This window comes from Cryobacterium sp. CG_9.6 (assembly GCF_029893365.1).
GTDB lineage: Bacteria > Actinomycetota > Actinomycetes > Actinomycetales > Microbacteriaceae > Cryobacterium.
The window spans coordinates 1362144-1377369 of record NZ_JARXUZ010000001.1 but is presented as its reverse complement, the minus strand read 5'-3'; the positions used below and the strand labels follow the sequence as shown (position 1 = coordinate 1377369).

13 protein-coding genes are annotated in these 15226 nt (G+C 64.2%); 7 read left to right on the top strand and 6 right to left on the bottom strand.

What is annotated here, in order from left to right:
• Nucleotides 1-508 precede the first annotated feature (508 nt).
• Both H4V99_RS06220 and H4V99_RS06215 read left to right on the top strand, forming a co-directional pair.
• Nucleotides 509-1996 carry an HNH endonuclease signature motif containing protein gene (locus H4V99_RS06220; RefSeq protein ID WP_280676496.1) on the top strand — a complete coding sequence of 496 codons (1488 nt, stop codon included), beginning with the start codon at nt 509-511 and terminating at the stop codon, nt 1994-1996.
• A 293-nt stretch (nt 1997-2289) separates the two neighbouring features.
• Nucleotides 2290-3195: a transposase gene (locus tag H4V99_RS06215; RefSeq protein ID WP_280679859.1), complete on the top strand. Its 906-nt coding sequence runs from the start codon at nt 2290-2292 to the stop codon at nt 3193-3195.
• Nucleotides 3196-3563: 368 nt separating this feature from the next.
• On the opposite strand, the gene ispG is transcribed toward H4V99_RS06215, so the two are convergent.
• Nucleotides 3564-4715: a flavodoxin-dependent (E)-4-hydroxy-3-methylbut-2-enyl-diphosphate synthase gene (ispG, locus tag H4V99_RS06210; protein ID WP_280676494.1), complete on the bottom strand. Its 1152-nt coding sequence runs from the start codon at nt 4713-4715 to the stop codon at nt 3564-3566.
• A gap of 159 nt (nt 4716-4874) precedes the next feature.
• Between ispG and H4V99_RS06205 the strand changes: the two genes are divergently transcribed.
• Complete coding sequence (locus tag H4V99_RS06205; protein WP_280676492.1) at nt 4875-6059, top strand: acetyl-CoA C-acetyltransferase; 1185 nt, start codon at nt 4875-4877, stop codon at nt 6057-6059.
• Between the two features lie 40 nt (nt 6060-6099).
• On the opposite strand, the gene H4V99_RS06200 is transcribed toward H4V99_RS06205, so the two are convergent.
• Complete coding sequence (locus tag H4V99_RS06200) at nt 6100-6972, bottom strand: histidine kinase dimerization/phosphoacceptor domain-containing protein (protein ID WP_280676490.1); 873 nt, start codon at nt 6970-6972, stop codon at nt 6100-6102.
• A 73-nt stretch (nt 6973-7045) separates the two neighbouring features.
• Nucleotides 7046-8422, bottom strand: a complete 1377-nt coding sequence (locus tag H4V99_RS06195) for a site-2 protease family protein (RefSeq protein WP_280676488.1) — start codon at nt 8420-8422, stop codon at nt 7046-7048.
• 109 nt (nt 8423-8531) lie between these two features.
• Between H4V99_RS06195 and H4V99_RS06190 the strand changes: the two genes are divergently transcribed.
• Together H4V99_RS06190 and H4V99_RS06185 are read left to right on the top strand one after the other, a co-directional pair.
• The gene (locus H4V99_RS06190; RefSeq protein ID WP_348522376.1) at nt 8532-9818 is read left to right on the top strand and encodes a serine/threonine-protein kinase; all 1287 of its coding nucleotides are present in this window, start codon (nt 8532-8534) and stop codon (nt 9816-9818) included.
• Entirely contained in the window at nt 9815-10303 is a 489-nt protein-coding gene (locus tag H4V99_RS06185) for a mucin-associated surface protein (protein ID WP_280676486.1), read from the top strand. Before H4V99_RS06190 ends, H4V99_RS06185 begins: the two co-directional genes overlap by 4 nt.
• A 6-nt stretch (nt 10304-10309) precedes the next feature.
• Here the strand turns inward: H4V99_RS06185 and dxr are convergent, their stop codons facing one another.
• Complete coding sequence (gene dxr, locus H4V99_RS06180; protein WP_280676484.1) at nt 10310-11401, bottom strand: 1-deoxy-D-xylulose-5-phosphate reductoisomerase; 1092 nt, start codon at nt 11399-11401, stop codon at nt 10310-10312.
• 143 nt (nt 11402-11544) lie between these two features.
• Here dxr and H4V99_RS06175 point away from each other — a divergent pair, with 143 nt between their 5' ends.
• Both H4V99_RS06175 and H4V99_RS06170 read left to right on the top strand, forming a co-directional pair.
• Entirely contained in the window at nt 11545-12228 is a 684-nt protein-coding gene (locus tag H4V99_RS06175; RefSeq protein WP_280679980.1) for a lysophospholipid acyltransferase family protein, read from the top strand.
• A gap of 77 nt (nt 12229-12305) precedes the next feature.
• Entirely contained in the window at nt 12306-13652 is a 1347-nt protein-coding gene (locus H4V99_RS06170) for an aminotransferase class III-fold pyridoxal phosphate-dependent enzyme (RefSeq protein WP_280676483.1), read from the top strand.
• 123 nt (nt 13653-13775) lie between these two features.
• Here the strand turns inward: H4V99_RS06170 and H4V99_RS06165 are convergent, their stop codons facing one another.
• Nucleotides 13776-14861, bottom strand: a complete 1086-nt coding sequence (locus H4V99_RS06165; RefSeq protein WP_280676481.1) for a hypothetical protein — start codon at nt 14859-14861, stop codon at nt 13776-13778.
• Nucleotides 14858-15217, bottom strand: coding sequence for a PadR family transcriptional regulator (locus tag H4V99_RS06160; protein ID WP_280676480.1), 360 nt, complete (start codon nt 15215-15217; stop codon nt 14858-14860). Before H4V99_RS06160 ends, H4V99_RS06165 begins: the two co-directional genes overlap by 4 nt.
• Between the last annotated feature and the right edge of the window lie 9 nt (nt 15218-15226).

Genomic DNA, 15226 nt, shown 5'->3' with positions numbered 1-15226 from the left:
ACCCTCCCGCGGGTCGAGCGCGAGCCTGCGAGCAGTCGAGACCTGGTGAGCTGGTTTGCGAGGCTGGCTCACGGGGTCTCGAGACGCCGGCGAAAAGCGTGCCGACTCCTCGACCAGCGAGACCCACCCGCTGGTCGAGCGCGAGCTTGCGAGCGGTCGAGACCTCGGGAGCTGGTCTGCGAGACCGGCTCACGGGGTCTCGAGACGCCGGCGAAAAGCGTGCCGGCTCCTCGACCAGCGGGACGGGGAGCGCAGCCCGTGCAGAACGAATGGCGAGGTGGTTTGCGAGTGTTTAGGTGACGGTGCGGGCGTTGGCGGCAGCGTGGGGGGCCTGATTATGGCGGTCGGTGGGGTCTGTGGGTGGCGAGAACAGGCGTCAGGTAGGCGCATAGAAGCTCTGAAGGGCTCTGTTGGAGCCGATGCTGTGCGTGGAAATATTTACTAAGGTCACGAGTTTTAAACGTGAGTAAGTCTCGCTTTCTTGTTCTATTCGGGGTAAAATGGGGACATGTTCACGACGATGAAGTCCGGTCCCGAAGTGGTCGCCCTGCTGCAGCAGGCCAGCGATCTGATCGGTGACGCTCTTGACGAAGTGCATTTCACCCTCCTCGACGATGACGCCGCCCTGAGTGTGATGGGAGCGTTGGAGGCGGTGGGGCGCCGGGTGGATGGGGGCCGGATCTGGTCCGCCGCCGACGTGGGCATGCGTGCCGAAACCAGTAGAGGCCATGACTCGTTGGCGTGGAAGAGCGGATGCCGCACCAAGTACGAACTCATTACCGGCATCACCCGGGTGTCCGCCTCGGAAGCCAAGCGGCGGATGCGCCTCGGAGGCATTGTCACCGGTACTGCGGCGGCCACCAGTGGCCTGCTTGGCCAGAGCGTTCCGGTGCAACACCCCGCTGTGGCCGAGGGGTTGACGTCTGGGAACCTCGGTGTTGATGCCGCCGACGTGATCGTGGCGGCGTTGGAGCAGATCTCCTCCCGGGTCGCCCCGGACGACCTTGACCGGGCCGAACGCGCGCTTGTGGCCTCGGCAACCGGAGCGATCACCCCCGAGACCGAGGGCCTTCCCGGGGCAGGGATCGCGTTCTCGGCGGATTTGATTCGGGCGCAAGCACATGAGTGGGGCGCGATCCTCGACCCCGACGGCGCCGCACCGAGTGATGAGCAGACCGCCGCGACCAGCACTGTGGGGTTCGGACTCCTGAAGAACGGGTTGTATCCAATGCGAGGCGGAGTGACACCCGAACTGCGCGGCGTGATGAACGGTGTCTTTGCCACTTTCATTAGTGCCCACGCGACACCGGCGTTTCCGTCGGCGGAGGATCAGGCCCGCATGGAGGCCGGGGAACTGATCCCCGGTGCCGAAGACATCTGTGATGACCGCACCGGCGGGGAAAAGTGCGCCGACATCCTCCGGGCCGTCTTCGACAAGACAGCGCGGGACCCGAAAACACCGCGCGTGGGCGGTGCGGCGCCGACGGTGATGGTGCACGTGAATGCCCGAGATCTGAAGAACGGGCGCGGCGTCGGCTGGATCGATGGCGTGGATGCCCCGATCAGTCTGAAGGCGGTGCAGGAGCGACTGTGTGCGGGCGGGTATCAGCAGGTGATCATCGGTGAGAACGGCCAGGTCCTGCATCTGGGCGAAAAAGAGCGGTTCTTCAGCCCAGCGCAACGCCGGGCGATTGCCGCCCGCGATGGGGGCTGCGTTATTCCCGGGTGCACCATTGCGGCCGCCTGGTGCGAGGTGCATCACGTCTTCCCGTGGAAGTTCAACGGACCCACCAACATCGACAACGGATGCCTGCTGTGCTGGTACCACCACCACACCATTGACACGGCCGGGTGGCAGATCAAAATGGTGAGCGGCAGACCCTGGATTCGCGGGCCCGTGCTCTTTGACCCCGGCCAGAAGTGGCGACCCGCCGCTAGTCATCGGGCCAACACCCCCAGCACCGACCCGCCTTGGGCATCCGATAGCCAACGGTAAGACGGCTCACGAGGTCTCTGTAATGGTTATAGCTGGTCTGGTTATCAGCTGGCAGGCTGGTCTTGATTCGTGTGGGTTGCGTGACTCTTTTGGTCTCTGACTCTCTTCACGGAGGTGTCTTCGTCTCGACATGTCCGCTCCACGCATCGAATCAGGCCGGCCTGTGACCCTCAGAGTGACTTGATTAGAAGCCTGTCCGTACCCCCAACAGGGTCGTGACTCATTACAGAGATGTTCTCCGAGGAACCCCAGACCGGCACGACATAACACCCATCGAAGGAGTTATCGTGACCATGGTCTCACAGCAGTTCAGTTATGTCATCGGGGTGGATACCCATGCCAAGACACACACGCTGGTCGCCCTCGACCATCTGGGCGGGAAACACGGCACCGCGCAAACATTCCCGACAACTCCGCCCGGACTCAAACGGGCTCAGGCGTGGATCGAACGCGAAACAACAGGGCCGGTTTTGGTGGCCATGGAGGGCACCGGGTCCTACGGAGCCCAGTTCTGCGACCTCCTGACGGCCGCCGGCGTGCGCGTCACCGAAACCAGGCCGCCCAAGCGCGGCGTTCGCCGGGCCGGCAAAACCGACCCCATCGACGCAGAGCACGCCGCCCGCTACGCCCTCGCCCTGCCAATGGAGCACCTCATCACGCCCCGCAACCACGCTGGGCACCACGCAGCCTTGACGGTGCTACTGACCGCGCGCGCCGCCCTCAAGAAGGCCCACAGCGCCTCCAACAACCGCCTCACAGCGCTGCTGCGCGGGTACGGCTTCGGCCTGGACGTTCGCCTGGCCCTCACAGCCGAGCAAATCAAAGTCGTCGCAGCCTGGCGCGCCCATCGAAACGATGACGTCGGCATGGTCACCATCCGCGCCGAGGCTGCCCGCGAAGCGCGAGAGATCCTCAGCCGTCAAGCCGAGCTCACGGCGAACGAGAAGGGCCTCCTCAAGCACGTGAAAGCCCTCGCCCCCTACCTGCTGCTTGAGCACGGCGTCGGCGCGATCGTCGCCGCGCAGCTGATCGTGTCGTGGTCGCACCAGGGACGCATCCGCTCCGAGGCCGCGTTCGCCCGCTTCGCGGGCATCGCGCCCATCCCCGCGTCATCGGGCAACACCATCCGCTACCGTCTGCACCGCGGTGGCGACCGGGCGCTCAACACCGCCATCTGGGTCACCACGTTCTACCGCTAACACCACGACCCGGCGACCGCCGCCTACGTCGAGAAACGGACGAAGGAAGGCAAGACACCCAAAGAGATCCAACGCGTCCTGAAACGCTACATCGCCCGGCACCTGTTCCGCGTCCTCGATAACCACACCACCTAAAACGACACCACCGCCCAGCGGACAGGCCATCTTCGACGGCCCGCCCGCCACCCTCACGCGCCCAAAAACACGCCACACGACTCACGAAACATCATCAAAAAAGACCTCAACAGCTTGACAACTCCCATAGAAGCGTCGAGACGCCGGCGAAAAGCGTGCCGGCTCCTCGACCAGCGCAGTGGGCGAGGAAGTGGGCGAGGCGGGCGAGACCCCCGCCACCGCGGAAGAAATCGCTACTGGGCGACGACCACCGTGGGTGCACCGATCTCGGCAGCAGGCATCTCGGCCGCGAGGCGGTTGGCCTCTTCGATGAGCGTCGCCACAATCTCGCTCTCCGGCACGGTCTTGATGACCTCTCCGCGAACAAAGATCTGTCCCTTACCGTTACCGGAAGCAACACCGAGATCAGCATCACGGGCCTCGCCCGGTCCGTTGACAACACAGCCCATCACGGCCACCCGCAGCGGGACAGTCATGCCCTCAAGGCCGTCGGTGACATCGTTGGCAAGCTTGTACACGTCAACTTGGGCGCGTCCACAGCTGGGGCACGACACGATCTCCAGCTTTCGCTCCCGCAGGTTCAGCGACTGCAGAATCTGCAGACCCACCTTGATCTCCTCGGCCGGAGGCGCACTCAGTGACACTCGAATCGTGTCGCCGATACCCTCCCCCAGCAGAATGCCGAACGCCGTAGCGCTCTTGATGGTGCCCTGGAACGACGGTCCAGCCTCGGTGACTCCGAGGTGCAGCGGCCAGTCACCGCGCTCTGCGAGCAGACGGTAGGCCTTCACCATGATGACCGGGTCGTTGTGCTTAACCGAAATCTTGAAGTCGTGAAAGTCGTGTTCTTCGAACAGGCTCGCCTCCCAGACGGCACTCTCCACGAGCGCCTCCGCAGTGGCTTTGCCGTATTTCTCCATGAGGCTCGGCTCCAGAGAACCCGCGTTCACACCGATGCGCAGACTCACACCCGCGGCCTTGGCTGCGGCTGCAATCTTGCCCACCTGGTCGTCAAACTTACGAATGTTGCCCGGATTTACGCGAACCGCAGCACAACCGGCGTCGATCGCCGCGTACACATAATTCGGCTGAAAGTGGATGTCGGCAATCACCGGGATCTGGCTCTTCTTCGCAATGATCGCCAAAGCCTCGGCATCTTCCCGGGTGGGAACAGCCACACGCACGATGTCGCATCCGCTTGCCGTAAGTTCGGCAATTTGCTGGAGCGTGCCGTTGATGTTGGTCGTCTGCGTCGTCGTCATCGACTGGACGCTCACCCGAGCGTCACCACCAACAAGAACCTTTCCGACCTTGATCTGGCGAGACTTGCGTCTCGGAGCGAGTATCTCGGGTATTTTGGGCATTCCCAAATTAGTTGCAGCCACGACATGAGCTTACTCGTCGGTGCCCGCACGCACCTGTCCACCACCACAGCAAGTTCAGTGGGCGTTTGCACCCGATTACGTCACCAATCGTCAGGGTGTCAGAGGGCACTCACGCTGGAGCGGTACTGTCGAAACATCGCAGTAGACGAAGGAGTCCTCATGATCGCAATTGACGTCGTTATTCTTGCCGGGTCACGCACGCCCCAGGGCCGAGTGAACGGCCAGCTGGCCTCCCTGACCGCAGTGCAACTCGGCTCGGCCGCCATCACGGGTGCCCTGGAGCGTGCGGGTGTCGCCCCCGATCAGGTTGACGTTGTTCTCATGGGCCAGGTCCTGCAGGCTGGCGCCGGCCAGAACCCGGCCCGACAGTCGAGCATCGCCGCCGGCATCCCGTGGAATGTACCCGCCATGACACTCAACAAGGTGTGCCTGTCTGGCCTGGCCGCCATCATTGACGCAGCTCGCCTCGTGCGTCTCGGTGAAGCGGATGTCGTCGTGGCCGGCGGTCAGGAATCGATGACCCGCGCGCCGCACCTGCTGCCCGGATCACGCACGGGGTGGGCGTACGGAACGGTCTCGATGATCGACCACGCCGCACACGACGGCCTGACCGATGCCTTCGACGGCCTCTCCATGGGGCTCTCCACCGAACTGGCCAACGAGAAGCTGGGACTCACTCGCCTCGAGCAGGACGCCGTTGCTGCCGCCTCCCACCAACGCACCGCTGCCGCCATTGACGCGGATGTCTTCGCCCACGAAATCACACCGCTGAGCGTTCCGCAGCGCAAGGGTGACCCGCTCGTGCTCACGACCGACGAGGGCGTTCGCGGTGAAAGCACCACGGACACCCTGGGCCGCCTGCGTCCCGCCTTCTCGACCGAGGGCAACATCACGGCCGGAAACGCAGCACCCCTCAGCGACGGCGCCAGTGCCGTCGTCGTCACGAGCAAGGCCTGGGCCGAAGCACACGGCCTGAGCTGGCTCGCGGTCATTGAAGCCTCCGGTCAGGTGGCCGGTCCCGACAACTCACTCCATTCCCAGCCCGCCAACGCCATCGCAAGCGCCCTCACGAAGCAGGGCTGGACCGCCCAGGATCTCGACATTGTGGAGATCAACGAGGCCTTCGCATCCGTTGTGGTTCAGTCGTCGAAGGAGCTTGGCGTCTCGGCCGACAGGGTGAACATCCACGGTGGCGGTATCGCCATCGGTCACCCGATCGGCGCCTCGGGAGCACGCGTTGCCCTGCATGCCGCCCTCGAACTGTCACGCCGCGGTGGCGGCAAGGCTGCCGTTGCTCTGTGCGGCGGTGGCGGGCAGGGTGAAGCTTTGCTTCTCTCGCTGTAGACATCCACGTCAACACCCGCGTAAACGGTCACAGCCCAAATTATCGGGCGGACTCGACGTTCGTCTGCCCGAACTCGGTCGCCACATCGATGGTCAGACCCACCTCATCGTTTGACCGCAAGATTCCCAGCACCATCCGCACCTCCTCGAGAGCAGTTGTGCTGGTGGCTGTGATGCTCGAAAGCGCCTGCGCGGCCCTGTCGGGCTCAACGTCTATCAGCTGAAGTGCTAGCTGGGCCTGCGCATTAATCTGCGAGAGGGAGCGCGCCACAACATCGTGCAGCTCCCACGCGATGCGGACGCGTTCTTTTTGTTCCGCGTCAATGCGAAGGGCAGATGCCGATCGACGCAGCTCGCCGAGCCGGTCCTGACGAGACCTACTGAACTCCCCCACACCCATGAGCAGGGTGAGCGCAAGCGTTGTGAATGCCACACGAAGCGGATGCAGTTCGAGGTTCAGAATACTCGCCAACGCTATCGTGGCGACCCAGGTGGAAACCACGGTGGTGTAGACCCACACGCGGGCCCCGCCCCCGATTCCGAGCACGATGGCGAACGCAAGCGCAACCGGCGGCACGTCCAAATCGGGGTGCAGCAGAAGCAGCGCTCCGGCCGACCCTGCAGCCACGGCCACAACCTGGCCCGGAAACCGGCGTGCACCGATGAGCGCGACCGGGCCAGCGGCCGCAAGAACGACGGTGAGCACCCAACCGGCCAGACCCGAGTCACGCCCCGGCCACGTGAGCAGCACTATCGCGGGAACCTGCACGAGGAAGGACACAATGACGGGAACCCACAGCCTCACGCCGGGCGGCAGCCCACCAGACCACGTCTGTTCACCGGCGTAGCGATGGCCGGACTGTCCTGGTGCAGTCGGGTACCACGCTGCGTCAGAATCCCAGTGTGGAGGCATATGTCGATGTTACGTCTGCGCGACCGGATCGGCATCTTCTCCCGGAGCCGAGCACGTTATCTGAGCCCGCCACCTATCCGAACAGATTCACCGGCTTCACAATGTCGGCATAGATGAGCAGCAGACTCATGCCACCAAGCAGAATGACCACGGCAAGGGTGAGCGGCATCAGCTTGGCCATGTCCACCGGCCCCGGCTCGGGTCGCCGAAACAGCTTCGCAAATGCCCGACGGATGCCCTCCCAGAGTGCTCCCGCCACGTGACCTCCATCAAGCGGAAGCAGCGGCACCAGGTTGAACACGAACAGGGCGATGTTGACCGAACCCAGCACGCCGAGCAGGCTCGCCACCTTGTCGGCCACCGGAATGGTGTCGATGCTCGCGATCTCGCCCGCAACCCGGCCCACGCCGACCATGCTAATGGGGCCGTTCGGGTCGCGCTCCCCCGGACCAAACGCCGCATTTGCCACATCAACGAGACGCTGCGGCAAATTGATGATGATGCCGGCCGTCGACGCGATTGTTGACCCGACCGCGGGCAGGACCGCCGTGACGGGCTGGCGCACCGTTTCGACGGCGGCTCCGATACCCACGAAACCCACCTGCTCGGTGATCGGGTTTCCTGCGGCATCCTCGGTCGGCTTGCCTGCGGAATCGAGCACGTACCGCTCGGTGAGCCTGGGCGTGATGGTGAGATCCGTTGCCGTACCGGCCCGGTCAACAACCACCTGAAGCGCAGTGCCGGGTGCATCGCGAATGATCTGTGTGGACTGGCTCCAGCTCGTAATGGCGGTGCCGCCAATGCTCACAAACCGGTCACCCGGCTGCAGCCCGGCCGCCGCACCGGGAGACGCCTCATCGCCAAGGGCGCAGGTCTGACGGTCACTCGTGGCTGGGAGCACGCAGGCATTGACCGTGCCCACGGTGGTGCTGGTCTGGGGGGTCCCGAAACCCATGAGCACAATAGAGAACAAGACGATGGCGATCAGAAGGTTCATGGTGGGCCCACCCAGCATGATGATGATGCGCTTGAACACGGGAAGCTTGTAGAACGCGCGGTGCCCTTCACCCTCGCCGATGGACTCCGCACTGGCCTGCCGAGCGTCATCCACCATGGTGGCCATCGCACCCTGCTTCTTCTCAGTGCCGCCTTCCTGCACCAGGGTGTCAAAGAAGCCCGTACTTGCGCTTTGCACCGCCTCACCCTTTTTGGGCGGGAACATACCGATCATGGAGATGTAGCCGCCGAGAGGAAGGGCCTTGAACCCGTACTCGGTCTCACCCTTTTTCTTGGACCACAGCGTGGGTCCGAAGCCAATCATGTACTGCGTTACCTTGACGCCGAAGAGCTTGGCGGGAAGCAGATGCCCGATCTCGTGCAGGCCAATGGACAGGGCTATGCCGACGAAGATGACGGCGACACCGAGAATGAACAACAAGACAGATTCCACAGTCGTAGAGTAGCCGTCCCAAGCTGCAAAGCGGCTGGCCGTTTCGCCGCCGATCAACCCCGCGGATGATCCACTGTGTTTTGATTAGAGCAGTCATTGGAGGTACGCCCTGTCTACGAAACACTATTCCGGCCCGCTTGGTCTGCTCCTTGCCGACCGTTTTCACCTCGATCGCCTCGTGGGTACCGGCGGTATGGCATCGGTCTACGAAGCCACCGACACGTCCCTTGGTCGCACGGTGGCCGTGAAGCTCTTTCGCTCCGACAGCATGGACAGCGCCGGACCCGAACGCCAGAGCGGCGAAATTTCACTGCTCGCGAGCCTGAATCACTTCGCGCTCGTGACCCTGTACGACGCCGGAACCGCACACATCAACGGTTCACCGCGCACCTTCATCGTGATGGAATTCGTTGACGGGTCCGATCTGCGCACGCGCCTGATGGATGGTCCCGTCGAGCCCCGTGACCTCGCGGACATGGGAGCAGACCTCGCCGAAGCCCTGCACTACGTGCACGCGCGCGGCATCATCCACCGGGATATCAAGCCCGCAAACGTGCTTCTGACGCCCTCCGGTTTTCCCGGTCGAGCGATGCATGTGAAGCTCGCCGACTTCGGAATCGCCCGTCTGCTCGATGAAACCCGACTCACCGCCACGGGTGCCACGCTCGGAACAGCCAGCTATCTCAGCCCCGAGCAGGCCCTGGGCACCGCGCTCGGGCCCCCCACGGACATCTACTCTCTTGGACTCGTGCTACTCGAAAGTCTCACCGGCGAGCGCGCCTACCCCGGAACCGCCATTGAATCGGCCATGGCGAGGCTGCAACGCCAACCTGAGATCCCCCAGGGTGTGAGCCCGGGCTGGGCCGACCTGCTCACGGCCATGACCAGTCGGGACGCCGCCGACCGCCCCACAGCGTCGGCAGCAGCGGTGGTGCTTCGCAGCCTGGTCACCGACGATGGGCCCGGCGCGCTGCCCGGTGCGGTGCCGACCGCCCCCCTCCTCACGGACCTTGCGGAGGAAACTGGGCTCGCGACGGCGCTCATGAGTGCACCAGCAGATGCGCCCACTCGGCTTCTGCCCGCAGCAGTCACCGAGACAGCTGACAGTGCCAAACCGGACAGTGCCAAACCAGACAGCGACGATGCCGCAACCGCGCTGCTGCCCCCGAGCGACACCGGCACACCGGAACGTCCGCCGGGGCGGACGCGCCGAGCATCGGCATCCACTCTCTGGGCTCTTGTCGTGGGGATTTCACTGGGGCTGGCCATCGTTGTGGTTGTCGTGGTTATGCTCGCTCGGTCGAGCGCCCCGGAAGCCGTTGCGCCCACCTATCCCGCCGTCGAGGGTTCGCTCGGCACTCACCTGCAGCAACTTCAGGAAAGCGTGAACCCATGATTCGACGAAGACTGACAACAGTACTGGCCACGATCGCCCTGTCGACGCTTGCCCTCACGGGCTGCGCAGGTACCCCCGCCCAGCTGGAATCCGCTACCGCTGAGCAATTGCAGAGCGGAGTCCTGGACGTGTCCGAAGCCGCCGCCGCGGGCGATCTCACCGCCGCCCAGGACAGCCTCACGCGTGTGGAAGCCAATCTGCGCACCGCTGCCGCCGCCGGGCAGGTCACACCCGAGCGATCGGCCGAGATTCAGATCGCCATCAACCTTGTGGGATCCGACCTCAGCATGGCGGTCGCTGCCGCCGAGGCACAGGCCGCTGCGGACGCGCAGGCTGCAGCTGACGCAGCAGAAGCCGTGGCGAAGGCAAGCGCAGCTGCGAAGGCGGCTGCAGAAGCGGCTGCAGAGGCGAAGGCTGACGCAGAGGAAGACAAACGGGACAAGGCTCCGGACTGCAAGAAGAATGACGAGGAGTGCTCGGACTAGCGGCCATTACCTCCCGGCAACGGTGGCAATGCGGGTGTCGGCCGTGGCTCGTGCCCACGCTTCAGCCGCAGCCAGTGAGTCGCGCGTGAGCGGCCCGTCCTGCTCGTGCGACTCGACAACGTGCAGCACCGTGTCGACGATGTCCAGAAACCCGATTTTCATCGCGTGGAAGGCAGCCACCGCCTGCTCGTTTGCCGCGTTGAACACGGCCGGATAGCTGCCTCCCAGCCGCCCAACCCGCTTCGCGAGTTCCACGGCCGGAAACGCGGTGCCGTCCAGCGGCTCAAACGTCCAGGTCTGTGGGGTTGTCCAGTCCAGAGGTGTTCCCACCGCAGCCACCCGATTCGGCCAGTCCAGCCCGAGCGAAATGGGAAGTCGCATATCGGGCGGTGACGCCTGCGCAATGGTGGACCCGTCAATGAACTCCACCATGGAGTGCACAATCGACTGCGGGTGAACCGCCACGTCAATTCGGTCATAGTCCACGTCGAAGAGCAGGTGCGCCTCGATAATTTCCAGTCCCTTGTTCACGAGGGTTGCTGAGTTGGTCGTAACCACCAGTCCCATATCCCAGGTGGGGTGGTTGAGCGCCTCGCGCGGCGTCACGTTCGCCAGCTGATCGCGGGTGCGACCACGAAACGGGCCACCGGATGCCGTGAGCACCAGACGACGCACCTCACCACTCGTCCCCGAGCGCAGCGCCTGCGCAATCGCGGAGTGCTCGGAGTCAACGGGCACAATTTGTCCCGGGGCAGCGAGAGACTTGACGAGGTCGCCACCCACAATGAGTGATTCCTTGTTGGCCAGGGCGAGAGTGCGACCGGCCTTCAGCGCAGCGAGAGTGGGACCAAGACCCACCGAACCGGTGATGCCATTCAGCACCACGTCGGCGTCGATGTCTCGCACCAGCTGCTCGGCCGCATCCGCTCCGAGGGCCGTGGCGGTCACCCTGAACTCGGCGGCCTGCAGATCCAGCAGCTCACGGTTGTGCCCGGCCGCAAGACCGACCACCTCGAACCTGGTGGGATTGGCCCTGATCACGTCGAGGGCCTGCGTACCGATTGAACCGGTGGACCCAAGGATTATTACTCTGCGCACCCCCTCATGTTAGGTGTAGGTGCCGGGCAGAGTAAGGTCGAGCAGTGACCGGTGCCAATGAAGAACCTCAAGACGACGACGTAGTCGCCTCCCCCGCGCGGACGAAACGCCCGGGATTCGTGTACTTCCTGGGCTATGGAATCATGGCTCCCATTGCCAGATTCGTCTTTCGGCCCCGCATCACCGGCCGGGACAACATCCCGACAACCGGCCCGATCATTTTTGCCAGCAACCACCTGTCGTTCATTGACAGCATCGTTATCCCGCTTACCGCACCGCGTCGTGTGCAGTTCCTCGCGAAGTCAACGTATTTCACCGGGACCGGCTTCAGCGGGTGGGTCTCCCGAAACTTCTTCACGTCAATCGGTGCGGTGGGTGTGGAGCGCGGCGCCGGACAGGCCGCACAGGTTGCACTCGATGCCGGCCGCACCATCCTCGAAGACGAGAGCGCCTTCGCTATTTACCCGGAAGGTACCCGCTCACTTGACGGTCGCCTGTACCGCGGGCGAACCGGGGTTGCCTGGCTGGCCCTCACGACTGGCGCCGTTGTCGTGCCCGTTGGACTGATTGGCACACAGGAGATCATGCCCGTGGGCAGCAAGGTTCCCCGCATTCGCAAGATTACGGTGGCTTTTGGCACACCGATCGATCTGAGCCCACACGGCTCAGCCGAGTCGGGTAAGGCGCGTCGCCAGGCAACGGATGAGATCATGGCCGCGATTCATGCACTCTCGGGCCAGGAACTCGCCAAGTCGTACAACGAATCACCGCCCGCCGGAACGCTTCTCCGGCTTGCGGACAAGGTCTTTCCCCGCGAACGGGTCTAGCTTCCTGCCCGTTCGGTATTGGCGTTCAGTATTGGCGTTCGGTGTCAGCATCCAGCCGACGGCCCTAGGCTGACCCCATGACTGCCTCCTATTCGGTCCCCCAGCAACGCAAACTCGTCACCGCCCTTCCCGGGCCCAAGTCGGTTGAGCTGCAGGCACGACGCGAGCGAACCGTCGCCCGCGGTGCCGGCACCCTGGCCAACATCTACATGGATCACGGCGCCGGCGCGATTCTCGTTGACGTCGACGGCAACCAGATCATCGACCTCGGCTGCGGTATCGGCGTGACGACTATTGGCCACGCCCACCCGGAGATCGCCGCAGCGGCCGCCGAACAGGCCACCAAGCTCACCCACACACTGTTCACCGTCACACCCTACGAGAACTACGTTCGCGTGGCGGAGAAGCTGGCCGAGATCACCCCCGGCGATTTTGAGAAGCGTTCCCTTCTCGTGAACACCGGCGCCGAAGCGGTAGAGAACGCGGTGAAGATCGCGCGCAAGTTCACCGGTCGCCGTGCCATCGTCGCCCTTGATCACGCCTTCCACGGTCGCACCAACCTCACCATGGCCATGACCTACCGTCCCTGGCCGGAACGCGCCGGCATGGGACCATTCCCCGGTGAGATCTACAGCGTGCCCACGAGCTACCCCTTCCGTGACGGCCTCACGGGTGAGGAAGCGGCCGAAAAGACCATCGACTACATCAACACCCACATCGGTGCGACGGAGATCGCCGCCTTCTTTGTGGAGCCCATTCAGGGCGACGGCGGCATCGTGACCCCCGCCCCGGGGTTCTTTGAACGCATCCGCGAATTCTGCACCGACAATGGCATTGTGTTCGTTTCCGACGAGATTCAGGCCGGTATTGCGCGAACCGGAACGTGGTGCGCGATCGAACACCACAACGTTGTGCCCGACCTCGTCACCACCGCGAAGGGCATCGCCGGCGGATTCCCACTCGCTGCCGTCACCGGTCGCGCCGATATCATGGATTCCGTGCAGCCCGGCGGCGTCGGGGGCACGTTTGGCGGCAACCCGGTCTCGACCGCTGCGGCCCTCGCCGTCTTCAACGTGATCGAGCGTGATGGCCTGCTCGCGCAGGCACAGCGCGTCGAGAAGACACTGCAGGCTCGGATTGGCGATTGGGCCGAGCGGTTCCCTGTTGTGGGCGACGTCCGCGGTAAGGGCGCCATGTTCGGTGTCGAGCTCGTGCACCCTGGAACCAAGAAGCCCAACCCGGAGGCACTCACGGCCGTGATCAAGCACGCCACAACCAACGGCGTGATCGTGCTTGATGCCGGCAGCTGGGACTCGGTGCTGCGCATCATGCCCTCGGTCGTCATCTCCGACGAGCTCATCGATGATGCGGCAACCGTCATCGAGGAGGCCCTCGCGGCGCTGTCTGCGTCGTTCCCGGCGTAGTCCGCCGGTTACGCCAGTTTCGGACGCCGAGCCGTGGCGTTGGTTAGGCTGGGGCCGGAATGAGTGGGGAGCAGGTTGATGGCCGACGGGCTTCTGACCGCCCCCGCTCGGCGGCCGTTGGCATCATCCTCCAGCCGTCGGTTCAACGGATGCTGTGGGTCTCGGCGACGGTGTGGGTGATGGCTCCCCCGACGCCGGCACCTCGGTGAGCGGCTGCACCTGGGCATAGGGGAACGGCGACGACGTCGCATCCGCTTGGTAAGCCTGGCCGAAGACGTCATAGGTGTAGTCGATATCGTCCGATGTCACCAACCGAAGCGGAAACACGTTCCAGCCGCCGCCCGCCGGCACCAGCAGGCTCGGCACGACCATGTCTTTCTCACCGGCTTTGTCGAGCTGGGGCAGGTAGCTCGTATTCACCGGGTCATTGACGACGTTGAGCGCCCGGCCATCCTGGTCGAACAACTGCACGTCAGAAATCGGCTGACCGTCGGCATCGTAGGCAAAAACGTTGGTCACCTGCTCGCCGCTCTGAATGAGTCCGGGATTCGGTGCCGGAGTGTATTCCACGTAGGCACCGTTCTCCGAACGTGCTGCCTGTTGCACCGTGAACAGCAGCACAATCGGCAGCACGAGAACCGCGCAGACGCTGACAAGGGTGCGAAACCCGGGCAGCCAGCGCCACGGCAGCCAGCGGCCGCGACCCCACTGCACGCTCAAGACAACGAAGGCCGCGAACACGAACCACCGCACCGGATCGGACGGCACTGTGCTGATCGCTCCACCCAAAAATATCTCGGCGACCACGAAGACGACCCAGCCGCGCAGCACCCACCAGAGCGGGCGCAATACGAGCAGAAAATCGAGCAGTGCGGTGCCGGTCGAAGTCGAGCGGATGCGCTGCGCAGCATCCGCTCGTGCGTCACCGATCCAGGCTCGGAGCAGGCGCAGTCGAGGTACCCGAGCCGTAGGGCGCGTTCCCCGCAGCGGAAGCCCGGCAGCGCTGCGCAGCTCGTCGGCGTAAGCGACCGGATCGCCGAGGTCAAAGGTGGGCGCATCGGCAGCAGCAACCTCAGCTGCCTGCTCGGTCAGGTCGGCTTCGAGGTCATCCGTGAGATCATCGATATCATCAGCCGGGAGGTCGCTCAGGGCGGCCCGTACAGCCAGGGCAAAGTCGTGAATGGACGGTGTGGTGGCGGTTTCGCTCATGACTGGTCACCGATCGTAGGTAGGTGGACGGCGGGTTGCGGCTTCTCGAGCAGCTGGGTGAGGGTATCGGCGAAGGCAGTCCAGTTTGAACGTTGTTCGGCGAGCATTGCCCGGCCGTTCGCGTTCATTCCGTAATACTTGCGGTGCGGTCCGCCGTCGGATGGGACGACGTAGCTCGACAGCGCCCCCGCGCTGTACAGCCGGCGGAGGGTGCCGTAAACCGATGCGTCGCCGACCTCGTCGAGCCCGGCGGCGCGCAACCGGCGCACGATGTCATAGCCGTAGCCGTCGTCGTCGACGATCACGGCCAGGACGGCCATGTCGAGCACCCCCTTGAGCAACTGGGTGCTATCCATCGGCATCTC